The sequence below is a fragment of the Planotetraspora mira genome (genome assembly GCF_016863275.1).
Lineage (GTDB): Bacteria > Actinomycetota > Actinomycetes > Streptosporangiales > Streptosporangiaceae > Planotetraspora > Planotetraspora mira.
The window spans coordinates 13,915-34,937 of sequence record NZ_BOOO01000031.1 but is presented as its reverse complement, the minus strand read 5'-3'; the positions used below and the strand labels follow the sequence as shown (position 1 = coordinate 34,937).

At 70.7% G+C, this 21,023-nt stretch carries 17 protein-coding genes; 12 read left to right on the top strand and 5 right to left on the bottom strand.

What is annotated here, in order from left to right; genetic code table 11:
• Positions 1 to 640: 640 nt before the first annotated feature.
• From Pmi06nite_RS26025 to Pmi06nite_RS26000, 6 genes are all read left to right on the top strand, one after another.
• Positions 641 to 2,344 carry an amidohydrolase gene (locus Pmi06nite_RS26025; protein WP_203955754.1) on the top strand — a complete coding sequence of 568 codons (1,704 nt, stop codon included), beginning with the start codon at positions 641 to 643 and terminating at the stop codon, positions 2,342 to 2,344.
• 44 nt (positions 2,345 to 2,388) lie between these two features.
• The gene (locus tag Pmi06nite_RS26020) at positions 2,389 to 3,639 is read left to right on the top strand and encodes an amino acid ABC transporter substrate-binding protein (RefSeq protein WP_203955753.1); all 1,251 of its coding nucleotides are present in this window, start codon (positions 2,389 to 2,391) and stop codon (positions 3,637 to 3,639) included.
• Between the two features lie 180 nt (positions 3,640 to 3,819).
• On the top strand, positions 3,820 to 4,689 hold the full coding sequence (locus Pmi06nite_RS26015; RefSeq protein ID WP_203955752.1) for a branched-chain amino acid ABC transporter permease: 870 nt from the start codon (positions 3,820 to 3,822) through the stop codon (positions 4,687 to 4,689).
• Positions 4,686 to 6,719, top strand: a complete 2,034-nt coding sequence (locus Pmi06nite_RS26010) for a branched-chain amino acid ABC transporter ATP-binding protein/permease (protein WP_203955751.1) — start codon at positions 4,686 to 4,688, stop codon at positions 6,717 to 6,719. The genes Pmi06nite_RS26015 and Pmi06nite_RS26010 overlap by 4 nt, the downstream gene beginning before the upstream one ends.
• Positions 6,712 to 7,428, top strand: coding sequence for an ABC transporter ATP-binding protein (locus tag Pmi06nite_RS26005; RefSeq protein ID WP_203955750.1), 717 nt, complete (start codon positions 6,712 to 6,714; stop codon positions 7,426 to 7,428). Before Pmi06nite_RS26010 ends, Pmi06nite_RS26005 begins: the two co-directional genes overlap by 8 nt.
• Positions 7,425 to 8,726, top strand: coding sequence for a hypothetical protein (locus Pmi06nite_RS26000; RefSeq protein WP_203955749.1), 1,302 nt, complete (start codon positions 7,425 to 7,427; stop codon positions 8,724 to 8,726). Before Pmi06nite_RS26005 ends, Pmi06nite_RS26000 begins: the two co-directional genes overlap by 4 nt.
• Positions 8,727 to 8,839: 113 nt before the next feature.
• Here Pmi06nite_RS26000 and Pmi06nite_RS25995 read toward each other — a convergent pair whose 3' ends face one another.
• Together Pmi06nite_RS25995 and Pmi06nite_RS25990 are read right to left on the bottom strand one after the other, a co-directional pair.
• Positions 8,840 to 10,114 carry a cytochrome P450 gene (locus Pmi06nite_RS25995; RefSeq protein WP_203955748.1) on the bottom strand — a complete coding sequence of 425 codons (1,275 nt, stop codon included), beginning with the start codon at positions 10,112 to 10,114 and terminating at the stop codon, positions 8,840 to 8,842.
• On the bottom strand, positions 10,111 to 10,314 hold the full coding sequence (locus Pmi06nite_RS25990) for a ferredoxin (protein WP_203955747.1): 204 nt from the start codon (positions 10,312 to 10,314) through the stop codon (positions 10,111 to 10,113). Before Pmi06nite_RS25990 ends, Pmi06nite_RS25995 begins: the two co-directional genes overlap by 4 nt.
• Before the next feature lie 611 nt (positions 10,315 to 10,925).
• On the opposite strand from Pmi06nite_RS25990, the gene Pmi06nite_RS25985 reads away from it, so the two are divergent.
• The 4 genes from Pmi06nite_RS25985 (at position 10,926) to Pmi06nite_RS25970 (ending at position 14,983) form a co-directional block, all read left to right on the top strand.
• On the top strand, positions 10,926 to 11,840 hold the full coding sequence (locus Pmi06nite_RS25985) for a TIGR03564 family F420-dependent LLM class oxidoreductase (protein ID WP_203955746.1): 915 nt from the start codon (positions 10,926 to 10,928) through the stop codon (positions 11,838 to 11,840).
• A gap of 87 nt (positions 11,841 to 11,927) precedes the next feature.
• Positions 11,928 to 13,349 carry an aldehyde dehydrogenase family protein gene (locus Pmi06nite_RS25980; RefSeq protein WP_203955745.1) on the top strand — a complete coding sequence of 474 codons (1,422 nt, stop codon included), beginning with the start codon at positions 11,928 to 11,930 and terminating at the stop codon, positions 13,347 to 13,349.
• Positions 13,350 to 13,363: 14 nt separating this feature from the next.
• Positions 13,364 to 14,437, top strand: coding sequence for a Zn-dependent alcohol dehydrogenase (locus tag Pmi06nite_RS25975; RefSeq protein WP_203955744.1), 1,074 nt, complete (start codon positions 13,364 to 13,366; stop codon positions 14,435 to 14,437).
• A gap of 336 nt (positions 14,438 to 14,773) precedes the next feature.
• Positions 14,774 to 14,983, top strand: a complete 210-nt coding sequence (locus Pmi06nite_RS25970; protein ID WP_203955743.1) for a ferredoxin — start codon at positions 14,774 to 14,776, stop codon at positions 14,981 to 14,983.
• Here Pmi06nite_RS25970 and Pmi06nite_RS25965 read toward each other — a convergent pair.
• Complete coding sequence (locus Pmi06nite_RS25965) at positions 14,958 to 16,484, bottom strand: MFS transporter (RefSeq protein WP_203955742.1); 1,527 nt, start codon at positions 16,482 to 16,484, stop codon at positions 14,958 to 14,960. The two genes, Pmi06nite_RS25970 and Pmi06nite_RS25965, sit on opposite strands and share 26 nt — an antisense overlap.
• A gap of 109 nt (positions 16,485 to 16,593) precedes the next feature.
• A complete protein-coding gene (locus Pmi06nite_RS25960) occupies positions 16,594 to 17,217 on the bottom strand; it encodes a TetR/AcrR family transcriptional regulator (protein WP_203955741.1) in 624 nt (207 codons plus the stop codon).
• Positions 17,218 to 17,357: 140 nt separating this feature from the next.
• Here Pmi06nite_RS25960 and Pmi06nite_RS25955 point away from each other — a divergent pair, with 140 nt between their 5' ends.
• Together Pmi06nite_RS25955 and Pmi06nite_RS25950 are read left to right on the top strand one after the other, a co-directional pair.
• Entirely contained in the window at positions 17,358 to 18,527 is a 1,170-nt protein-coding gene (locus Pmi06nite_RS25955) for an acyl-CoA dehydrogenase family protein (RefSeq protein WP_203955740.1), read from the top strand.
• A gap of 1 nt (position 18,528) precedes the next feature.
• Complete coding sequence (locus Pmi06nite_RS25950; protein ID WP_203955739.1) at positions 18,529 to 20,661, top strand: acetate--CoA ligase family protein; 2,133 nt, start codon at positions 18,529 to 18,531, stop codon at positions 20,659 to 20,661.
• Here the strand turns inward: Pmi06nite_RS25950 and Pmi06nite_RS25945 are convergent.
• Entirely contained in the window at positions 20,645 to 20,959 is a 315-nt protein-coding gene (locus Pmi06nite_RS25945) for a hypothetical protein (protein WP_203955738.1), read from the bottom strand. The two genes, Pmi06nite_RS25950 and Pmi06nite_RS25945, sit on opposite strands and share 17 nt — an antisense overlap.
• Positions 20,960 to 21,023: the final 64 nt, after the last annotated feature.

The following is a 21,023-nucleotide window of genomic DNA, read 5'->3' as shown; positions in this document are numbered from 1 at the left end:
CGCGTGGCCTAATTGTTTCCGGCGTGAGTCTTGACATTAAGCAAGTGTGAGCGCAGATTGTGATCTGCGCAACGTCCGTCTGGCGGACGATTGTCCGCGCAAACGGATGTGGAACGGCTCAGGCTTCCGGAGGAAAGTAATGGCACTGTCGCCAGCGGTTGTTCCCGCGCCCGGCACCGCGGTCGTCGGCACCCGACCACCAGCCGTCCCCAGTTGCGCCGTATCGGGCCACACCGCAGCCGGCCGAGTCGATCCCCGGCGGTGCGGCATGAGCCCCAGACTGCTGCTGCACCGATCGCAGGTCCCCGCCGCCGAAGGCTGATCGATCCACGGGTCACCCGGCGGAGTTCCGCCGGTGGCCCACTCCGACCCCGCACCGACGAAACCCGTCCGCTCGCGGCGAATCCGGCGTCGGCCACCCCGCGCGCCGATACGCCCGCGATCGTCCATCGCGGGACGGGCACCGAACCCACCACTCGCACCTCGGGACCCGACACCGAGGCGCCGGCCATCCGGTTCCGGCGTGGCCGAGATCCCCTGACCACCGTTCGCCGGTGGCCCCTGCCCCAACCCCCGCCTCGCCGACTGCCGGTGCCCCCGCCGGCAGTCGGCGCGCATCCCCATAAGAGGTGACCCGCATATGAGCAATGAGGAACACCAAGGAGTGTCCCGCCGCAGCATCCTGCGTAGCGGAGCCGTGGCCGGCGCGGCCGCGGCCATCGGCACCGCCGTAGGTGCCACCACCGGCGGCGGCACGGCCTTCGCAAGCGAGCACTACCGCGAGGGCGCGCTCCAGGCCGACCTGGTGCTTTACAACGGACGGATCCACACGATGGACCGCCGAGACCGGGTGGCCAGCGTTCTGGCGATCCAGGACGGCAAGATCGTGTACGTCGGCAACGACCAGAAGGCCGCCACCCGCGGCTTCGATGGCAATCCGCGCACCATCAACCTGCGTGGCCGGACCGCCGTCCCCGGCCTGATCGACTGCCACAACCACATCGTCCTGATGGGCAACCGGCCCGGGCACCACACCCCGCTGGAGAACGCCTACTCCATCGCCGACGTCCAGGACACGCTGCGGGACCGGGCCCGTCACGCGCCCGCGGGCGAATTCATCACCACCATCGGCGGCTTCCACTTCAACCAGTTCAAGGAAGTACGGCTGCCCACCCTCGCCGAGTTGGACAAGGCGCTGCCGCACCACCCGGTCTACCTCTCCATCGGTTTCACGGGGCCGTCGGTCACCAACAGCCTCGGGAAGAAGTTCTTCGAGGCGGCCGAGATCCCGGTGACCGTGGGCCCGGACGGCTCGATCGCCGGTGGCACCGAGACCGGCAAGGCCACCCTCGCGCTGCGCCGGACGCTCACCTTCGAGCAGCGCAAGCGCGGCGTGCTCGACGCGATGGAGTACGCGGTCAGCCTCGGCATCACCACGCACCTCGACCAGGGCGCGTTCCAGGCCACCGACACCCCGGCGGACGGCGCGGCCCACGAGGACAACTACGCGATGCACCTGCCCTTCCTCTCCGTCTACGACGAGGAGAAGGGCATCATCAGGCTGCGGATCAACTACCTGCACCAGGACACCGACACGAACGTGACGACGCTCAACCAGCGACTGCTCAACGCGTTCCAGTTCTTCGGCAACGACATGGTCCGCACCGGCGCGATCGGTGAGTTCATCGCCGCCAACTACTCCGGCGGGCCGGTCTTCCTGGAGGCCGCGCGGCGCACCGCCAAGGCAGGCTGGCGCGTCGAGGTGCATTCGCTGAGCGGCAGCGACTTTCAGACCCAGATCCAGGCCTTCGAAGCGGTCCACGCCGAGACGAGCATCGCCGACCTGCGCTGGGTGGTCGCCCACGTGCCGCGGATCACTGAGGAGTACGTCAACCGGCTCAAGGCGATCGGCGGCGGGGTCAACCTCACCGGCTGGCAGTATCTCGCCGGCACCGGCGCGGCGGCAGGCCCGCCGTTCCGCATGATCGTCGACAACGGCATCCCGGCCGGGATGAGCTCGGACGGCATGCAGATCGCGCCGATGAACCCGTGGATCCACGCGTACTACGCGGTCACCGGCAAGAACGCCCGCGGAGACGTGATCAACGCCGGCCAGCAGATCACCCGGCAGGAGTTGCTGCGCCTCTACACCCGCGACAACCAGTGGTTCCTCGGCGGAGCCGACGAGGAACTGCTCGGCAGCCTCGAGGTCGGCCGGCTCGGCGACGTGATCGTGCTCAACGACGACTACTTCACCGTCCCGGACGAGCGGCTCAAGAAGCTCTCGTCGGTCCTGACCGTGGTCGGCGGCGCGGTCGTGCACGACACCGGCGTCGTTCACTGACCGTCCCGCGATCCCGCACCCCCCAACGAAAGGTTCATATCCAGATGCGCAGGCGCTCCATAGCTGTCATCGGTGCCGTCCTGGTGCTCGGCGCCGCTGCCGCGGGATGCGGCAAGGGCTCGGGCTCCGGCGGGGACAGTGACAAGCCCATCGTCGTCGGCTCCACCCTCTCGCTGACCGGCGCGTTCGCCGCGACCGGCCAGATCCACAAGATCGCCGGCGAAGAGTTCGTCGACCGGCTCAACGCGAACGGCGGGCTGCTCGGCCGTAAGGTCGAGTGGAAGGTCGTCGACGACCAGTCGGACCAGGCCAAGGTCAGTCAGCTCTACGAGCGCTTGATCAGCCAGGACAAGGTCGACCTGATTCTCGGCCCGTACGCGACCCCGAACATCCTGTCGGCGATGGCGGTCGCCCAGCGGCACGGGTACGTCATGCCCCAGCACAGTGCCGTGCTGGCCCCGCAGCTGACCTACGAGTGCCAGTTCCCCGCCTGGTCGATCGGCCCCACGCCGAACAGCTTCATCCCCGGCCAGTTGTTCGACGCGGTGGCCACGCTTCCCACCCCGCCGAAGCGGATCGCGGTGCTGACCAGCCAGAGCGGGTCGGCCGCCTTCGTCTCCGACGGTTTCGGCGACGACAAGTCCGGCGCGCTGAGCATCGCCAAGGAGCGCGGCCTCGACGTGGTGGCCGACATCCACTACCCGCCGACCACCACGGACTGGGCGCCGATCGCCGCCCAGGTCCGCGACGCGGATCCTGACCTGGTCATCGACAACGGTCTCGGCGTGGACGCGGCGAACATCCTGCAGGCGATGGCCCAGCTCAACTATCGGCCGAAGCAGATGTTCGGACTGTTCCCCGCGCCCGGACCGCTGCTGGCGCTCGGCGACGAGGCCGAAGGGATGTTGTCGGTCTCGATGTTCGAGCCGAACAAGCCGACCCTCGACAAGCTCGGCCCGGAGGCCACCGAGATCACCGCCGACTTCACCAAGCGCGCGCAGGCGGCGAAGCTGCCGTACACGGTCTTCGAGACCCAGGCCGCTGCGTCCTGGAACGCTTGGGAGATCCTCATCGACGGCGTCAAGAACAGCGGCGGCACGGACCAGCGGAAGATGTGCGACACGCTGCACCAAAAGGGCGCCGACACGACGTTCAGCGGGCACCTGACCTTCGACCCGAAGGTGCACAACTTCTGGCCCACCACGCAGAGCATCAAGCAGATCCAGAACGGCGACTGGGTCACCGTGTGGCCGGCCGACCGGGCCGCCGCGCCGTTGCAGGGTCCCCGCTCCTGACCGCCGCCCGGGTGACCGGCCGCGCCGGTCGCCCGGGTTCAGCACCACCACCCCACAACGCCGTCGGGTACGTGCTTCCCCCAGCCGCGTACCCGACGGCCCCGGCTTCCTGACGAAGCGTCGGACGCCGGGCCGCGAACCCCGTGGCACCGGCCCGACCCCGACCCGAGGCGACCCCGTATGAACGTTATTCAGGCCACGCTCACCGGAGTGCTGATCGGTGGCCTCTACGCCCTCATGGCCGCCGGACTGTCGGTGACATGGGGCGTACTGCGGATCATCAACCTGGCCCACTTCGGGCTGATCCTCATCGGTGCGTACCTGACCTTCCAGATCGCCACCTCCTGGCACCTCGACCCGGTTCTGACGCTGGTGATCACCGTGCCGGCCATGTTCATCGCCGGGGCCGCGATCCAATGGCTGTTCGACAGGTTGCGGCTCACCGAGTTCAACTCGCTGCTGGTCAGCTTCGGGTTGCTGATCATCATCATCCAGGTCACGAGCAACATCTGGAGCGCCGACTTCCGGCGGATGTCAGCCGGAACAAACCCGTATGCCACCCAGTCGGTCGCGATCGGCCGACTGGTCTTCCCGGTCACCACGCTGCTCGCCTTCGGGCTGGCCGCGCTGGTGGTGCTCGCGGCCCACCTGGTGCTGCGCCGTACCTTCGCCGGCCGGGCGATGCGGGCGATCGCCCAGGACCGGGCGGTGGCCGGTGCGTTCGGCGTCGACCACCGCCGGCTCAGCGTGCTGCTCGGCGGGGTGGTCGGGGCCACCGCCGCCCTGGCCGGCATGGTCTTCTCACTCTCGAACGCGCTGACCCCCGATACCGCCTACGAGTGGTTCGGCACCGTCTTCGCGGTGGTCATCCTCGGAGGGATCGGCGAGGTGGTGGGGACATTCGCCGCCGGCATCCTCGTCGGCGTCCTCTCCGGCGTGGTCTCGGCGGTCTGGTCGCCCGCGGCGGCGCCCTTCGTGCTCTTCTCGGCAATCATCCTGGCCCTGTTGCTGCGTCCGCAGGGTCTGTTCGCGGTGGGAGGTGTCCGATGATCCGCCGAGGTGGCATCGGGCTGTTGGTGGCATTCCTGGTGCTGGTCGCCGTGGGAGCGTTCAGCGACCAACTCGGCCTGTCGTCGTTCTATCTCATCCTGCTCGGTTCGATCTGTTTCTGGATCGCGCAGGCGACCAGCTGGAACATCCTGTCCGGCTACAGCGGCTACTTCAGCTTCGGTCAAGCCGCGTATGTCGGCGTCGGGGCGTACACCACGGCTGTGCTGAGCGGGCGGCACGGCGTCAACTTCTTCCTCACCGTCCCGCTGGCCGCCCTGCTCTGCGGCCTGCTGGCGCTCGGCGTCGGCGCGGTCGCGTTCCGGCTCGGCTCGCTACGTGGTGAGATCTTCGCCCTGCTGACCCTCGCCGTGCCGTTCATCCTCGCCGCGTTCGCCCGGATCAACCGGTCGGTCGACGGCGGACAGGGGACCACCGTCCCGATCCCGGAGGTTCCCGACGCGTTCGGAGCCCTGCCGCAGTTCCAGTACCTGCTCGCCCTGTTGATCGCGGCCATCGCCGTCGCGGCCGCGTACGCGATCCAGCACAGTCGGACCGGCTCGGCGCTCGCGGCGATCCGCGACGCCGAGGACGTCGCCGAGGTGATGGGGGTGGCCACCTTCCGCTACAAGATGCTGGCCATGTTGATCAGCGGTGTGCTGGGCGGGGCGGCCGGCAGCGTCTACGCGCTGCAGATCGGCTTCGTCACCGTGGAGAGCGTCTTCGGCCTGACCATCCCCCTCTTCGTCATCGTGATGGGGGTGCTCGGCGGCCGTACCCACTGGCTGGGCCCGGTGATCGGCGCGGTGCTGATCGTCACGCTGCAGGACCGGCTCTCCTCATACGGACTGGACGCCTGGAACTCGATCATCCTTGGCGGCATCCTCGCGCTGCTGGTCGCGGTATCCCCAGACGGCCTGTACGCCCGGTTGCGGGCCCGCCCGCTCGCCGCGCTCGGCGCCCTGGTCGTGGTCAGCGGGGGACTGGCGGTGCTCAACGCCTGGGGCGAGGTTCTCGACTGGCTGGTCGTCGGGATGCTGGTCGCCAGCCTGCTGGCGATCGTGCTGGGCTCTCGGTGGGCCACCGCCTGGTTGCGGCGCGGCCGACCGGCCGCCGTGCCCGACGAGGCCGCGACCGCGACCGCCGACGATGTCACGGTTCCGGGCGATGCTGCCGGCGATGCCGTTCCGGCGGGTTCCGCCGAAAGCACCGTCCCAGCCGGCGCCCCCGGCAGCGGAGCGCCCGGGGATGCCGAGATCGAGGCCGGCGAGACCGGGGCGTCACGGGGGGCCGACCAACTCGGCGCGGTGCTCGTCGAGTGCCGCCAGGTGGCCCGCTACTTCGGCGGCGTGCACGCGCTGGAGGACGTCACACTGGACATCCGGGCCGGCGAACTGGTGGGCCTGGTGGGGCCGAACGGGTCGGGCAAGACGACGCTGATCAACCTGCTCTCCGGCGCGTTCCGGCCGACCCGCGGCGTGATCCGGCTCGATGGAAGGGACATCACCCGGCTGGCCCCGCATAAGATCGCTCACGTCGGGATGGCCCGGACCTACCAGATCCCCCGGCCGTTCGACTCGATGACGATCCGCGACAACGTGGCCATGGCCGTCATGTTCGGCCCGGAGTCGCTGCCGCTGAACCGGGCCCGCCCGATCGCCGAGCAGCATCTGGCCACGGTCGCGTTGGACCATCTGGCCGACGCCTACCCGGCCGACCTCAACCTGCATCAGCGGCAACTGCTGGAGATGGCCCGCGCGGTCGCCTCCAACCCGAAGGTGCTGCTGCTCGACGAGGCGCTCGCCGGGCTCAACCCCGCCGAGGTCGACAACGCGGTACGGGTGGTGCGCCGGATTCACGAGAGCGGCATCACCATCGTCATCGTCGAACACCTGCTGCGGGTGCTCAATCAACTGGCCACCCGGCTCGTCGTGCTCGACCGCGGGACCTGCCTGGCCGACGGCGAGCCGCAGACCGTGCTCAACGACCCCGCCGTCATCCGTGCCTACCTGGGGAGGCAAGCCCATGTCTGAGCCGCTGTTGCAGGTCCGGGATCTCGACGTGCGCTACGGCGACGCGCAGGCGCTGTGGGACGTCGCGATCGAGGTCCATGAGGGAGAGACGGTCTGCGTCGTCGGTCCCAACGGGGCCGGCAAGTCCACCCTGGTCAACGCCGTCGCCGGGATTCACCCCGCTCACCGGGGCCGGATCAGCGTCGGCGGGGTCGATGTCACCCGGCTGCGCGGGCACCGGGTCTGCGGGCACGGCGTGGCGATCGTGCCCGAGGGGCGGCGGATCTTCCCGCGGATGACGGTGCTGGACAACCTGGTCCTCGGCGCCTACCGCAAGGGCGCCCGGCGGGAGCACAGGGCGAGCTTGGCCGGCGTCTACGAGATCTTCCCCCGGTTGGCCGAGCGCGCCGGTCAACTCGCGGGCAGCCTCAGCGGTGGCGAGCAGCAGATGGTCGCGGTCGGCCGGGCCCTGATGGCCCAGCCGCGGCTCCTGCTGCTTGACGAGCCGTCGCTCGGGTTGGCGCCGGTCCGGGTGGACGAGGTCTACGACGCGATCGTGCGGATCAACGAGCGCGGGGTGAGCGTCGTCGTGGTGGAACAGGACGTGGAGCGGGCGCTCGCCATCGCCGGCCGGGCGTACCTGTTGGGGGAGGGCCGGGTGGTGCTCGCCGGACCGGCCGACGCGCTACGTGACAGCGACGACGTGCGGCGCAGCGTGCTTGGGCTATGAGCGGACGGGAGCCGGCCGGGCCGTCACTCGCGGACGCCGAGCCGCCGGTGGCCGGCGGAATCGCGCCAGGAGGTCACCGGGAGGGCGTCCGGCCACTGCTGCTCGGCGGTCGGCGGGCCCTGGTCGACGGTCATCCGATCTGCGCCGGTTGCGGTGCCGCCGTGGTGCCGCGCGGCCCGGATCGGTGGCGGCACCTGCCCGCCGGGCGGCCCTACCCCCGCCGGTCCCGGTGGCTGGCCCCGATAACCCTCTCCGAACTGCGTGAACTGCCGACGTACGAGGACTTCGCCGCACGCTACCCGGACGCGGTACGGCCGGCGGGCGGCCTGGCCGGCGCGACCACCCGGCAGGACTGGATCGAGGGACGGCGCCGGCTGGAGGCCTACCACGCCGCGCTGCCTGACCTGGACCCGAGCCGACTCGGCCCGGCCGACAACCCGTACCTCGAACTGGTGGCGATTCTCACCGGCGGACCGCCCGGGGTCGGTCCGTGGCGGCTGGCGCCCGGGTTGGCCCGGATGCTCGATCTGCCCGGGCGAAGGCGGGAGCTGTCCGGACGGCTCGCCTGGGCGATTCCGAACGAGGCAGCCCTGGCCTGCGTCGCCGGCCACTCTCCGGTGCTCGACGGCGGAGCCGGCGCGGGCTACTGGGCCGCACTGCTGCGGATGCGCGGCGCGGACGTGCGCGCGGTCGACACCGCACCGCCGGCGTCCGGCGGCAACCGGTACCACCCGGCGGACGCCCACCAGTGGGTGGCGGTCGAGCGGCTGAACACCGAGGCGGCGGTCCGCGCGGACCCGGACCGCACGCTGTTGCTGTGCTGGCCGCCGCCGGACGACGACGCCGCGGGGTACGGCGCACTGCGCGCATACAGGGGTGACACGGTGCTCTACGTCGGTGGGGACCAGGACGGCCCCACCGGCACGACCCGCCTGCACCGCGAGCTCGCGTTGAACTGGACCCTCGACGAAGACTTCGGCCTCCCGTCCTGGCCGGGCGTACCCGACCGGCTCACCGTCTGGCGGCGCAAAGCGACCCGCAGGCCGCAGCGTGGCCTGGACCGGTGTCCCGGGTGCGGCCGGTTCCAGCCCGTCGGCGCGATCGGCCGCTGCGACCGGTGCTTCGCCGCGCGGCCGCCGGCGCTGGCCATCCGGGTGGGCGGCCGGCGGGTGGAGTATCCGCAGCACGTCGTCGACCGGATGCCGCCCGCACTACGCGTGGCGCTGGCCGACAGCCCCAACCGGATCCGCTTGCCGGGGAGCACACCTGATCAGGAGCCCCCGCGGAGCCTCAGATGAGTTCCAGACCGTGGGCCGGCAGGTCGGCCTGAAGACCCCCGCGAACGTCGCCTGACATCACCGCCGCGGACGCGGGGGAGCGTCCGCGGCGGTGATGTCACGGCGAGCGAGGCTCAGCCGATGCGCAGGGGAAGCGTGCGGGGTCCGCGGACCTGGCTGGCGGCCCAGGTCACCGCTGCCGGGTCGTGGAGACTGAAGTCCGGGATCCGCTCGAGCCAGACCTCGAGGGCGACCCGAAGCTCCATGCGGGCCAGGTGCGAGCCGACGCAGCGGTGGATGCCGAGGCCGAACGCGACGTGCCGGTTGACCTCACGGTCGATGATCACCTCGCCGGCCCGGTCGAACTGGGCCGGGTCGCGGTTCGCGGCCGGGAACGGCAGCAGCACCCAGTCCTCGGCCTTCATGTCGACACCGTTCCAGTGCATGTCCTCCTTCACCAGCCGCGCCATCGTCACCGGGGCATAGACCCGCAGGAACTCCTCCATCGCGGTCGGCAGCAACTCCGGCTCCGCCACCAGGCGCTCCCGATCGGCCGGGGTCTTCGCCAGGTGCCACAGGGCGGCGCCGACGGAGCTCCAGGTGGTGTCGATGCCGGCGATGAGCAGCAGGTTGATCGTGCCGAGGACGTGAGCGGGTTCGAGTTTCCGGCCCTGCAGTTCGGCGTTGAGCAGGTACGTCGTCAGGTCGTCGCGGGGGTTGTCGATGTGGTCGCGGATCTGCACGAGCAGGTAGTCCGAGAGTTTGGTGAACCGCTCGATGCGTTCCTCTTGCGGGGCGTTGATGTTCTCCAGTGCGTTCTCGACGAACGAGCCGAACTTCTCCGAGTCCTCTTGGGGGAAGCCGAGCATGGCGGCGATGACCCGCGTCGGGATGTGCTTGGCGTATTCGCGCGCGGCGTCGACGACGTCCCGTCCCTCGAAGGCGTCGATGAGCGAGTGGCAGAACGCCCGCGTCCCCTCTTCCTGTCTGGAGACGGCGGTCTTGGTGAAGGCCGGCAGCAGCAGTTTGCGCGCGTCGTGGTGGAACGGCGGGTCGGAGGAGATGGGCGGCGCGCCGCCGACCGGAGCCAGTTCCTTGGGGGGCCGGCGGTTGCTCACGATGATCGCCCGGGAGGTGAAGTGCTCGGTGTCGTAGGCGATGGCCGAGACGTCCTCGTAGCGGGTGGGCAGCCACGCGCCGCCGAAACGGTCGGTGTGCGCGATCGGGCAGCGCTGCCGCAGGTCGTCCTGGATCGGGTACGGGTCGGCGGCCCACACGGGGTCGACATGGGAGAAGTCGGTCGCCCAGTCCGAGACGGGATCGGTGATGATCTCACTCTCGTAGCCGCCGAGGAACCGTTGCCTTCGCTCCTGCTCGCGGTCTTCGCTGAAGCGGTCGTCCACGGTCATTGTGAGGCTCCTTCGACGGCGATGGCCCGTTCGGGACAGTTGGACGCCGCGAGGCGTGCGCCGGGTTGCCGGGCGGGCGACACGGCGCCGTCGCCCAGGACCATGCCGTAGCCTTCGTCGTCCTCGCCGAACATGTCAGGGGCGAGGTCGTAACAGCGGCCGTGCCCGTGGCAACGTTCGGAGTCGATCTTTACTTTCATTGCCTCGTTCCCGTCTGTGTCGTTCCTGTCTGCGTTGTGCTCTCCGGTCCGTGAGTGGTGCCGGTTCGGGTGAGGGCTGTCAGGACGCGGGTGAGCGGCGCCGCCCGCTCCTCGTCGTCGACCGCAAACTGGTTCGGGATCGGCGGCGCGCTGCCCATGGCCGGCGGGAGACGGAAACGGCCGATCGCATCCCGCGGCGGCCGCTCGTGGGTTTTCGGCGGGAGCGGCACCGGCCATGCGTCCCATGGCGGTATCAAAAAACCGTTCATTTGATATGTCAAGACGCGACGCCGGGGCCGGAGACGAAGCCAGGGGAAGCCCCGGGGCCGTAAGAGTGGCGAAACGGGCGGGAGTTCATCGCCTCCGAGCCGGTCCGGCCCCGTCGGCTCGCGAGTGGTCATACCTGTCCTGAAGTGCACCCGGACACCGGTGACCACCCCGTCCCGGATGCCGCGGACAAGTGGCGGCCCGATGGGAGACGCGGGTCTTCACAGCCCCTTGCGCTTGTGATCTAATCATGGAATCACACTCTAGAATTTCCTTCTGGTAATTGAGGTGTGGCCGTGCCGCGGCCTCCGAGCGCCACGCTGCCGGCTGCAAGGGAGGCATTCGTGCGGATCGGGGTTGCTCTCAGGGAACGGGGCGGGCCTGACGCGCTCGTCAAGCTGACCGACGATGTACGGCGGGCCGCCGACGACGGTCTCACCTCAGCGTGGCTGTCCGGCACGGCCGGGCTGGACACGTTGACCGCGCTTGCCCTGGTGGGGAGCCGGGTGCTCGGGATCGAACTGGGGACGGCCGTGGTGCCGACGTTTCCCAGACATCCGGCGGCGCTCGCCCAGCAGGCCCGGACCGCCGCGTACGCCATCGGGCCTGGACGGCTGACGCTCGGGATCGGCCTGTCCCACAAGGTCGTCATCGAGGACAGGTACGGATACGACTTCGCCCGCCCCCTGCGGCACATGGACGAGTACCTGTCGGTCCTGCTTCCGCTGCTGAACCACCGGCCCGCGGCGTTCGACGGAGAGACCGTGCGCGCGCACATCGACCTGTCCGTGCCCGACGAGGGGCCCTTGCCGCTTCTGCTGGCCGCGCTGGGCCCGAAGATGCTGGCGCTGGCGGGACGGCGGGCGGAGGGGACGGTGTTGTGGATGACCGGCCCCGCGACCGTCCGCGAGCATGTGATCCCGACCATCACGGCCGCCGCCGCGGCGGCGGGCAGGCCGGAACCCCGCGTGGTGTGCCTGCTGCCCGTCGCCGTCACCCGCGATGCCGATGGCGCCAGGGAGCGGGCCGCCAAGGTGTTCGAGGTGTACGGGAGGCTGCCCTCCTATCGGGCGATGATGGACCGTGAAGGAGCGGACGGCCCGGCCGACCTGGCGATCGTCGGAGATGAGGACGTGGTCCGGGAGAAGCTGGAGGAGCTGGCCGGGGCGGGCGTCACCGACTTCGTCGCCGCGGAGTTCATGCCGGGCGAGGACCGCAGGCGGACCCAGGAGTTCCTGAGGTCCGTGACGCTGACATGAGTCCCGGCTTCACACCCTTTCGGCGGCGTGCTCTAATGCTTCTAGAATCCAAATCTAGAATTACCTTCTTATAGTTGAGGATGGGGCATGCCGTACCGGATCTATGTCGACGGTGAGTGGGTGGCGGCGAGCGGCGGCGAGGCGATCCCCGTCGTGAATCCCGCCACCGAGGAGGTCGTCGCCGAGGTGCCGCGCGGCGGCGTCAAGGACGTGGCGCGGGCCGTGGAGGCCGCGGCCGCCGCGCTGCCCGCCTGGGCCGCCCGTCCTGCCGCCGAGCGGGCCGCGCTGTGCGCGGCCGTGGCCGGCGCGCTGAAGGAGCGGGCCGAGGAACTCGCGGACACCATCGTGAACGAGCTGGGCATGCCGCTGCCGCTGACCCGGCTCATCCAGGTGGGGGCGCCCATCGCGACCTTCGCCTCGATGCCGGAGGTGGCGGCCGGGATCGACTTCGAGGAGCGGCTCGGCGGCTCGGTGGTGTACCGCGACCCGATCGGCGTCGTCGGCGCCATCACTCCCTGGAACTATCCGCTGCACCAGATCGCGGCCAAGGTCGCTCCGGCCCTGACGGCGGGCTGCACGGTGGTGCTCAAGCCGAGCGAGGTCACGCCGCTCAACGCGTTCGTGCTCGCCGACGTGATGCACGAGGCCGGATTCCCGCCCGGTGTCTTCAACCTGGTCTCCGGCACAGGACCCGAGGCGGGGGAGGCGCTGGCCGCACACCCGCTGGTCGACATGATCTCGTTCACCGGCTCCACCCGCGCCGGGCGGCGGGTCGCCGAGCTTGCCGCGGCGGGCGTCAAGCGCACCGCGCTCGAACTGGGCGGCAAGTCGCCGAACGTGCTCCTCGACGACCTGGACGACGCCGCCTTCGAGGACGCCGTGCGCAAGGGCGTGGGGGCGTGCTTCCTGAACTCCGGCCAGACCTGCTCGGCGCTGACCAGGCTGCTGGTCCCGCGCGACCGCCTGCCGGCCGCCGAGCGGATCGCGGCCGAGGAGGCGTGGACCTACTCGCCCGGGGACCCCCGCGACCCCGGCACCCGGCTCGGTCCGCTGGTCTCGGCCGTGCAGCGGGAACGCGTACGCGGGCACCTGCGCGCAGCGGCCGAGGACGGAGCGACGACTCTCACCGGAGGCCCCGACGCGCCCGAAGGGCTGGAGCGCGGCTTCTACGTGCGGCCGACCGTGCTGACCGGCGTCGCCCCCGAGTCGCGGATCGCCCGGGAGGAGATCTTCGGGCCGGTCCTGGTCATCCTGCCCTACTCCGGCGAGGACGAGGCGGTCCGCATCGCCAACGGCACCCCGTACGGGCTGGCGGCCGGCGTCCGCGCCGCGGACCCGGAACGTGCCCGCCGGGTCGCCAGGCGGCTCAGGGCCGGGCAGATCCGGATCAACGACGGCGCGCACAACGGCCGGGCCCCCTTCGGCGGCTTCAAGCAGTCCGGGTACGGCCGCGAGTACGGCCGCTTCGGTCTGGAGGAGTTCCTCACCACCACGTCCGTACAGCTCTGAACCGGGGAAGGCCCATGCGAGGCGTCATCCTGCGCGAAGTCGGAAAACCCGTCGAGGTCAGCGACCGGCTGACGTTGCGACGGCCGGGTCCCGGAGAGGTCCGGGTGCGGCTGCGCGCCGCCGGGGTGTGCCACTCCGACCTGTCGATGTGCGACGGCACGCTGCCCGCGCCGCGGCCCTTGGTGCCCGGCCACGAGGGCGCGGGGGAGGTGGTCGAGCTCGGCCCGGGAGTGGCCGGTCCGCCGGTCGGCACGCACGTGATCCTCTCGTGGATCCCGCCCTGCGGAAACTGCTACTTCTGCCTGGGCGGTCAGCCGAACCTGTGCGTCACCGCCCGATCCGCCGCGGGGCCGCCCACGCTGAGCCTCGGTGACGAGCAGGCCCACGCCGCGCTCGGCGTGGGCTGCTTCGCCGAGGAGACGGTGGTCGACGCGCGGGCCGCGATCCCGATCCCGGACGACGTGCCGTTCGACGTGGCCGCGGTGGTCGGCTGTGGGGTGCTGACCGGCGTCGGCGCGGTGGTCAACACGGCCGGAGTGCGTCCCGGGTCGTCGGTCCTGGTGATCGGCTGCGGCGGCGTCGGGATCAACGTGATCCAGGGCGCCAAGCTGGCCGCCGCCGCCCCGGTGCTGGCCGTGGACCGCTTACCCGGGAAGCTGGAGATCGCCCGGCGGTTCGGCGCCACCCACACGACCACCCCGGACGGACTGGCCGACGCGGTGAAGGAGCTGACCGAGGGACGCGGGTTCGACTACGCCTTCGAGGTCGTCGGCCGCTCGGCGACCATCAAGCAGGCCTGGCAGGCGACCCGGCGCGGCGGGACGACCGTCGTGGTGGGCGCGGGCAGCCTGGAGGACCAGGTGTCCTTCAGCGCCGCCGAACTCTTCGCGACGGAGCGGCGCCTGCTCGGCTGCCTGTACGGCTCCGGCGACGTGCGCACCGATTTCGGCCGCCTGCTGCGGCTGTGGCGGGCCGGGCGACTCGATCTGGACGGGCTGATCAGCAGGCGCATCACGCTCGACGACGTGGGCGACGCGTTCACGGCCATGGCGTCGGGCGAGGTGATCCGCTCGCTGATCGTCTTCTGAGTGACGCCCGACAGGCGTCCCTGCCGTCCCTGCGGACGAAATGAACGGTCTTTCCAGTCACCCATGGGTCGTGTCGCCGGCGTCACCGCCGCCGCGACCACGCCGGCGGGCGCGCCGAGTGGCCGGCCGAGTTGGTACGGTCAGCCCAAGACGGCGGCGAGCCGGATCGGGCCCTGGCGCCTGACGCGCCGGCCCGCTTCTGCCTGCTGCTTTCGACGGGCGGCGGGTCGATCACGCCGGACCCGCACGCCGTCGACGACGATGAGTGGGGCGTCGCTCGCCCGCGCCGTGGGCGCCCTCGCCCCACCTCCGGCAACACACAGAGGAGCGACCGCGATGAAGATACGCATCGATCCCGAGCGGTGCCAGGGGCACGGCCGCTGCTACGACCTCGCCCCTGAACTGTTCAGTGAGGACGACGAGGGCTACGGGCAGGTCATCGGCGACGGCCTGGTGCCGCCGGACAAGGAGCGCGCGGCGCGACTGGCGGTGTCCAACTGCCCCGAACGCGCGATCGAGATCAATTACCCGTCCGAGATCCGGTGACGGGCAGGTAGGAGGGGCTCTCGTCGCCCGGCGGCGCCGTCCGGGTGGCGCGCCTTCTGCCCAGGCACGTGAGCAAGTTCAGCGCGGCGACGGCCGTCATGCAGCCCAGCGTCCACCGGTAGCCGGTGAGCAGATCGGTGACGGCGCCGGGTGCGACCTGCGACAGGGTTCCGGCGAAGACGGAGTCGTGCAGGACGGCGGGCAGCGGGACGGTGATGACGGACAGGACCATGGCGGTGCCCACCACCCCGCCGGTGTTCTGCAGCATCAGCCGCATGGCGTTGACGATGCCCAGCCGGTTGGAGGGGATTCCGTCGAGCAGGGCTGTGGTGTTGGACGGAAGGAAGAGGCCCGAGCCGAGGCCGATGAGCACCAGGAACGCCGCCATCGAGGCGTAGGGGACGGTCACGGAGATCGTGCAGAGCAGTCCGGCCAGACCGGCGGTGGTCAGCGAGGCGCCCATGACCGTCACGGTCCGCGGGCTCAGCCGTCGCTGCAGGAACCCCGACGTCACCGAAGCCGCCATCGCCGCGATCGACAGCGGCAGCACCTTCAGCGCCGCCGGCACCGGATCCTCGCCGTGCACGGACTGGAAGAACAGCGACACCAGGAACACCACGCCGATGCGGGCCACCGAGTTGAGGAACGACGCCGCCGTGCCGAGGGCGAAGGGCGGATCGCGGAACATGCGCATGTCGACCACCGGATGGCGCGCCCGGCCCTCGCGGAGGACGAACAGCGGGAGCGCCAGCACGAAGACGGCCAGGCCACCGGAGACCAGCGGATGGCCCCAGCCGAGCCGGGTCACCTCCGACAGCGCTAGCAGCAGCCCGCCGAGACCGGCCAGGACGAGCACGTTGCCGGGCAGGTCGAGGCCGCGGCCGCCGCCGGTGGATCGTCCCCGGGGCAACACCAGCGCTCCCCACACCAGGCAGAGCAGGCCGATCGGCACGTTGTACCAGAACACCCACCGCCAGCCGAGATGCTCGGTGAACAGACCGCCGACAGTTGGGCCGACGAGTTGGGCGATGGAGAACGACGCGGTGTAGACGCCCATGCCCTCGCCCAGCCTGGACCGGGGGAAGGCGTCCGTCACCAGGGCGGCGCTGTTGGTGAGCAGCATGGCGGTGCCCGCGGCCTGCAGGACTCGCAGCGCCACAATGAGCCAGGCGTTCGGCGCGAGACCGGCCAGAAGGCTGGCCAGGGTGTAGGTGGCCAGGCCGGCGAGGTACATCGTCCGGCGGCCGAACATGTCGGCGAGCCGGCCGAACGCCACCATGAGCACGGTCGTGGTGAGCTGGAAGGCGATCAGGATCCAGGCCGCGGCGTCGGCACTCGCGTGCGTCTGCCGTACGACCTGGGGGAGTGCGACGTTGAGCGCGCTGCCGCCGAGCGCGGTGAGCACGCTGGCGAGGCTGACCACCGACAGGGTGCGCCAGGCGCGGCGGAGGCGCTCCCTGTCGTCACCTACTTCGGCTGACTCGTCCGTGGTGCTGGTCATCGTTCGACCGACATGATTGCGCTCCCCGTCTCTCCGGCATCTCGAGAAATTCTAGATCGAAATACTAGAATTGTGCTCGGTTTGATGCGGAGGTGACCGGATGCGACGGTCAGGTGGTCGGATCCAGTTGCGGGGCGAAGCGGCGAATCAGGGTGATGGCGGCTTCGATCACCTCGTCGGCCTCGGACCGGGTCTCGCAGACGGCCACCTCGCGACCGGCCTCGCCGATGACGACGGTGAGGACCGCGGCGGTGAGGCGGTCGAGGGCGGTGTCGTCGGCGCCGAGGAGGACGGCGTTCTGCCGGACCCATTCACGGCCGCGGGTACGGCGCATGAGTTCGAAGCCGGGCGGGGCGTCCCCGTCCATGAACAGCCGCGTGAGGTCGCGCCGTTCCCATGAACCCTGCAGGTAGGCGCGGGCGCCGGCGATGAACTGTTCCACCGGGCCCGTCACGCCCGCCTGCCGCGCCTCGGCCACGCTGGACACGGCGGCCTGCTCGTGGGAGCTCTGATGGTCGTCCCAGAGGGCGAGGAACAACTCGGTCTTGCCGCCGAAGTGGTGGTAGAGGCTGCCCACGCTCGACCCGGCGCGTTCGACCACGTCGGCGACGACGGCGTCGGCGAAGCCGTGCTCGGAGAAGACCTCGCGGGCGGCGTCGAGCATGCTACGGCGGGTCTGGGCGGTGCGACTCCACTCCCAGGAGCCGCCCTTGGCGGTGGACTTGCGGGTCATCGAAGCTCCCTGCGTCAGCGGGGTCCCCCAGGGGTCCGCAATTTCTAGAATCAAATTCTACGGCACGGTTGACACGCCACGAGGCCGGAACTCATTCTGGAATCAATTCCTAGACGCTGATTCTAGAAATGGGTCGGACCATGGACTTCTCCCTGAGCACCGAGGAACGGCAGATCCGCGACACCATCCGCAGCTTCATCGAGAGGGAGGTCATGCCGCTCGAACCCGACGTACTGCGCAACGAACGCGCCGGCCGCCCCGGGCTCGAGCCCCAGGTCGTACGGGATCTGCGGCAGAAGGCCAAGTCGATGGGTTTCTGGGGGATCAACACCCCCGAGGAGTACGGCGGAGCCGCCCTCGGCCCACTGATGTCGGCGATCATCGCGATGGAGACGGGCCGCACATTCGTGCCGTTCACCTTCGGCGGCACCGCGGACAACATCCTGTACGCGGGCAACGACGACCAGAAGCGTCGCTACCTGATCCCCACCATCGAGGGTGAGCGCCGCTCCTGCTTCGCGATCACCGAGCCGGGCGCGGGCTCCGACGCCCGCAGCATCCGCACCCGGGCGGTCAAGGACGGCTCCGAATGGGTCATCAACGGTGAGAAGACGTTCATCACCGGGGGGAACGAGGCCGACTTCGTGATGGTGTTCGCCGTCACCGATCCGGACAAGGGCGCCGACGGCGGCGTCACCTGCTTCCTGGCCGACCGCGACATGGGCTGGAAGTCCGAGCCGATCCCGACGATGGGCCAGTGGGGCCCGGCCTCGCTGGTGTTCGAGGACGTACGGGTGCCCGAGGAGAACATCCTCGGCGAGTTGGGCAAGGGCTTCGAACTGGCCATGCAGTGGATCGGCCAGGGCCGTTACATGATCCCGGCCCGGGCCATCGGCGCGGCCGAACGCATGCTGCAGATGGCCGTCGACTACGCCAAGATCCGCCATTCCATGGGCCACCCGATCGCCGAGTACCAGGCCATCCAGTGGATGATCGCCGACTCCCAGGTGGAGATCGAGGCCGCCAAGTGGCTCACGCTGTACGCCGCATGGCGCGTGCAACAGCGCATGGACGCCCGGCACGCCTCCTCGATCGCCAAGCTGAACGGCGCGGACATGGCCAACCAGGTCGTCGACCGGGTGCTGCAGATCCACGGCGGCATGGGGTACACCAAGGAACTGCCCATCGAACGCTGGTATCGCGAGTTGCGATTGCTGCGCATCTTCGAGGGCACCGACGAGATCCAGCGCCGCACCATCGCCCGCAACCTGCTCAAGGGTCATGCCCGCCTGGGCACGATCGGGGAGTGACATGCCTGTCGCAGACCTGTTCAATCCCCGGTCGGTCGCGCTGGTCGGGGCCACCGACAAGTCGGGCTGGTCGATCAGCACACTGGCGAACCTGCACATGCACGGCTTCGCCGGTCCGGTCCACCTGGTGAATCCGCGCGGCGGCGTCGTCCACGGCGAGCGCGCCCACACCAGCCTGTCGGCCATCCCCGAGCCGGTCGACCTGGCCTACGTGATGGTGCCGACGACGGCAGTGCTGCCGGTGCTGGAAGAGGGCGCCAAGCTGGGCATCCGCAGCTACGTCATCCTCACCGCGGGTTTCGGGGAAGTCGGCCCCGAGGGCGCCGCGATGGAGGCGGAGATCGCCGATTTCATCCGGGAGAACGGCCTGACCGTGCTGGGCCCCAACGGCAACGGCTTCATCAACGCCGCGGCCGGCATCACCCCGTACGGCCTGCCCATCCCGCCGCCACTGCTGCGCGGCTCCGTGGGCGTGGTGCTGCAGAGCGGCGCGCTGGCCAGTTCGGTGCTCGCCTTCGCCCAGGCGCGCAACATCGGCATCAGCCTGCTCACCTCGATGGGCAACGAGACGACGCTGACCGTCACCGACGTGATGGACTACCTGGTCGACGACCCGGCCACCACGTCGATCGCGCTGTTCCTGGAATCGGTGCGCAACCCGGCCGAGTTCGCGCGGGTCGCCCGGCGGGCGCTGCTCGCGGGCAAGCCGGTGGTCGCGCTGAAGATCGGGCGCAGCACGATCGCTTCGCACACCGCCCAGGCCCACACGGGCGCGCTGGTCGGCGACGACCGGGTGATCGACGCCGCGTTCCGGCAGCTCGGCGTCCTGCGGGTGCGGTCGCTTGAGGACCTCATCATCACCGCGGGCCTGCTGGCGGAGACCGGGCCGCTGCCGGGGCGGCGGATCGGCGTGGTCACCCCGTCGGGCGGAGCGTCGGAGATCATCGCGGACCGGGCGGAGGACGAGGGGCTGGAGCTGCCGTCGTTCGCGCCGGACACCGTCGCCAAGCTCGAACAGATCGTGCCCGCCTTCGCGACCGTGCAGAACCCGCTGGACGTCACCGGCTACATCCTCATCGACAGGACCCTGCTCGGCCGCGCCCTGGAGGCCGTGTCGGCCGACCCGGGCATCGACGCGATCATGCTGCTGTCGGAGCCGCCCCGCACCGCCCCGCGGGACCCGGCCGCCACGCTGGCGCTGTACGCCGCCAACGCCAAGCGGATCACTGAGGCGCCCGTCCCCGTCATCGTGGTGTCGAACGTCCTGACCGACGTCACCGAGTTCGGCCGTGCCGTACAGGAGGAGACCGGCTTCCCGCACGTCGCCGGCGGCATCGAACACGGCCTGCACGCCATCGGCGCCGCCGTCCGCTGGTCGGAGTATCACCGTGCCGCGCTGGCGGGCGAGGCGGCCGGACCACCCCCTGCCGCCCGTCATGTCGTCGGCGATGTCGCCCGCCACGTGGAAGGGGCGACCGGTGTCTGGGCCGAGCACCGCGCGGCGACCTTGCTGGCCGACGCCGGAATTCCGATGGTGCCCTCCGAACCGGTCCACGACGAGGACTCGGCCGTGGCGGCCGCCGACCGCATCGGGTATCCGGTGGTCCTCAAGGCCTCCGCCGAGGGACTGGGGCACAAGAGCGACATCGGCGGGGTACGCCTCGGTCTCACCACTCCGGATCAGGTGCGCCGCGCCTACCGCGAGGTCGTCGCCGCGGCGACGGCCGCGAGCACGGGCCCGCCCGTGCGGGTGGGCGCGCTGGTCCAGCCGCAGCGCTCCGGCGGGGTCGAGATGCTGGTCGGGGTCGTCCGCGACCCCGGGTGGGGGCTCACCCTGGCGGTGGGGCTCGGCGGGGTGTGGGTCGAGGTGTTGCGGGACACCGCGCTGCGCGTTCTCCCGGTGGGCGCCGACGAGGTACGGCGGGCGCTGACGGAGCTGCGCGGGGCGCGGCTGCTCCAGGGTGCCCGCGGCACCGAGCCCGCCGACCTGGACGCCGTCGCCGATGTGGTGGTGCGCGTGGCGGACCTCGCCCAGAGCCTGGGGGAGCGGCTCGAATCGCTGGAGATGAACCCGCTGCTGGTGGCGGGCTCGCGCGTGGAGGCCCTGGACGCGCTCATCACCTGGCGCGGGTGAGCACGGGCCCCGTCGCCGGGTGCGGTGTGCCCGGGGTGGGTGAGCGCGTGCCGGTCGCCGGTGCGGTGAGCTGGGTGGGGCCGTTCGCCATGCGTTGATCCCGCCCGAGTGAGCGTCGCCGTGATGACCGCCGTGCGACACCGGTCATCACGGCGGTCTCCACGGCGGTCTTCGCCGTGGAAACACGCCTGCCGTACATGCCGGTATGGATGCCGGACCGCCGGCCGCCGGGAGGCTCGACGGCAGGCTCCCCCGCGATGCGCATCCCCGAAGCGCGTCCCCCGGCGAGGACGGGCACGACTCTCTCACAGCCCCTTGACTCGGACAGTGAGAGAGCGGACGATCCGTAGAAATAAATTCTA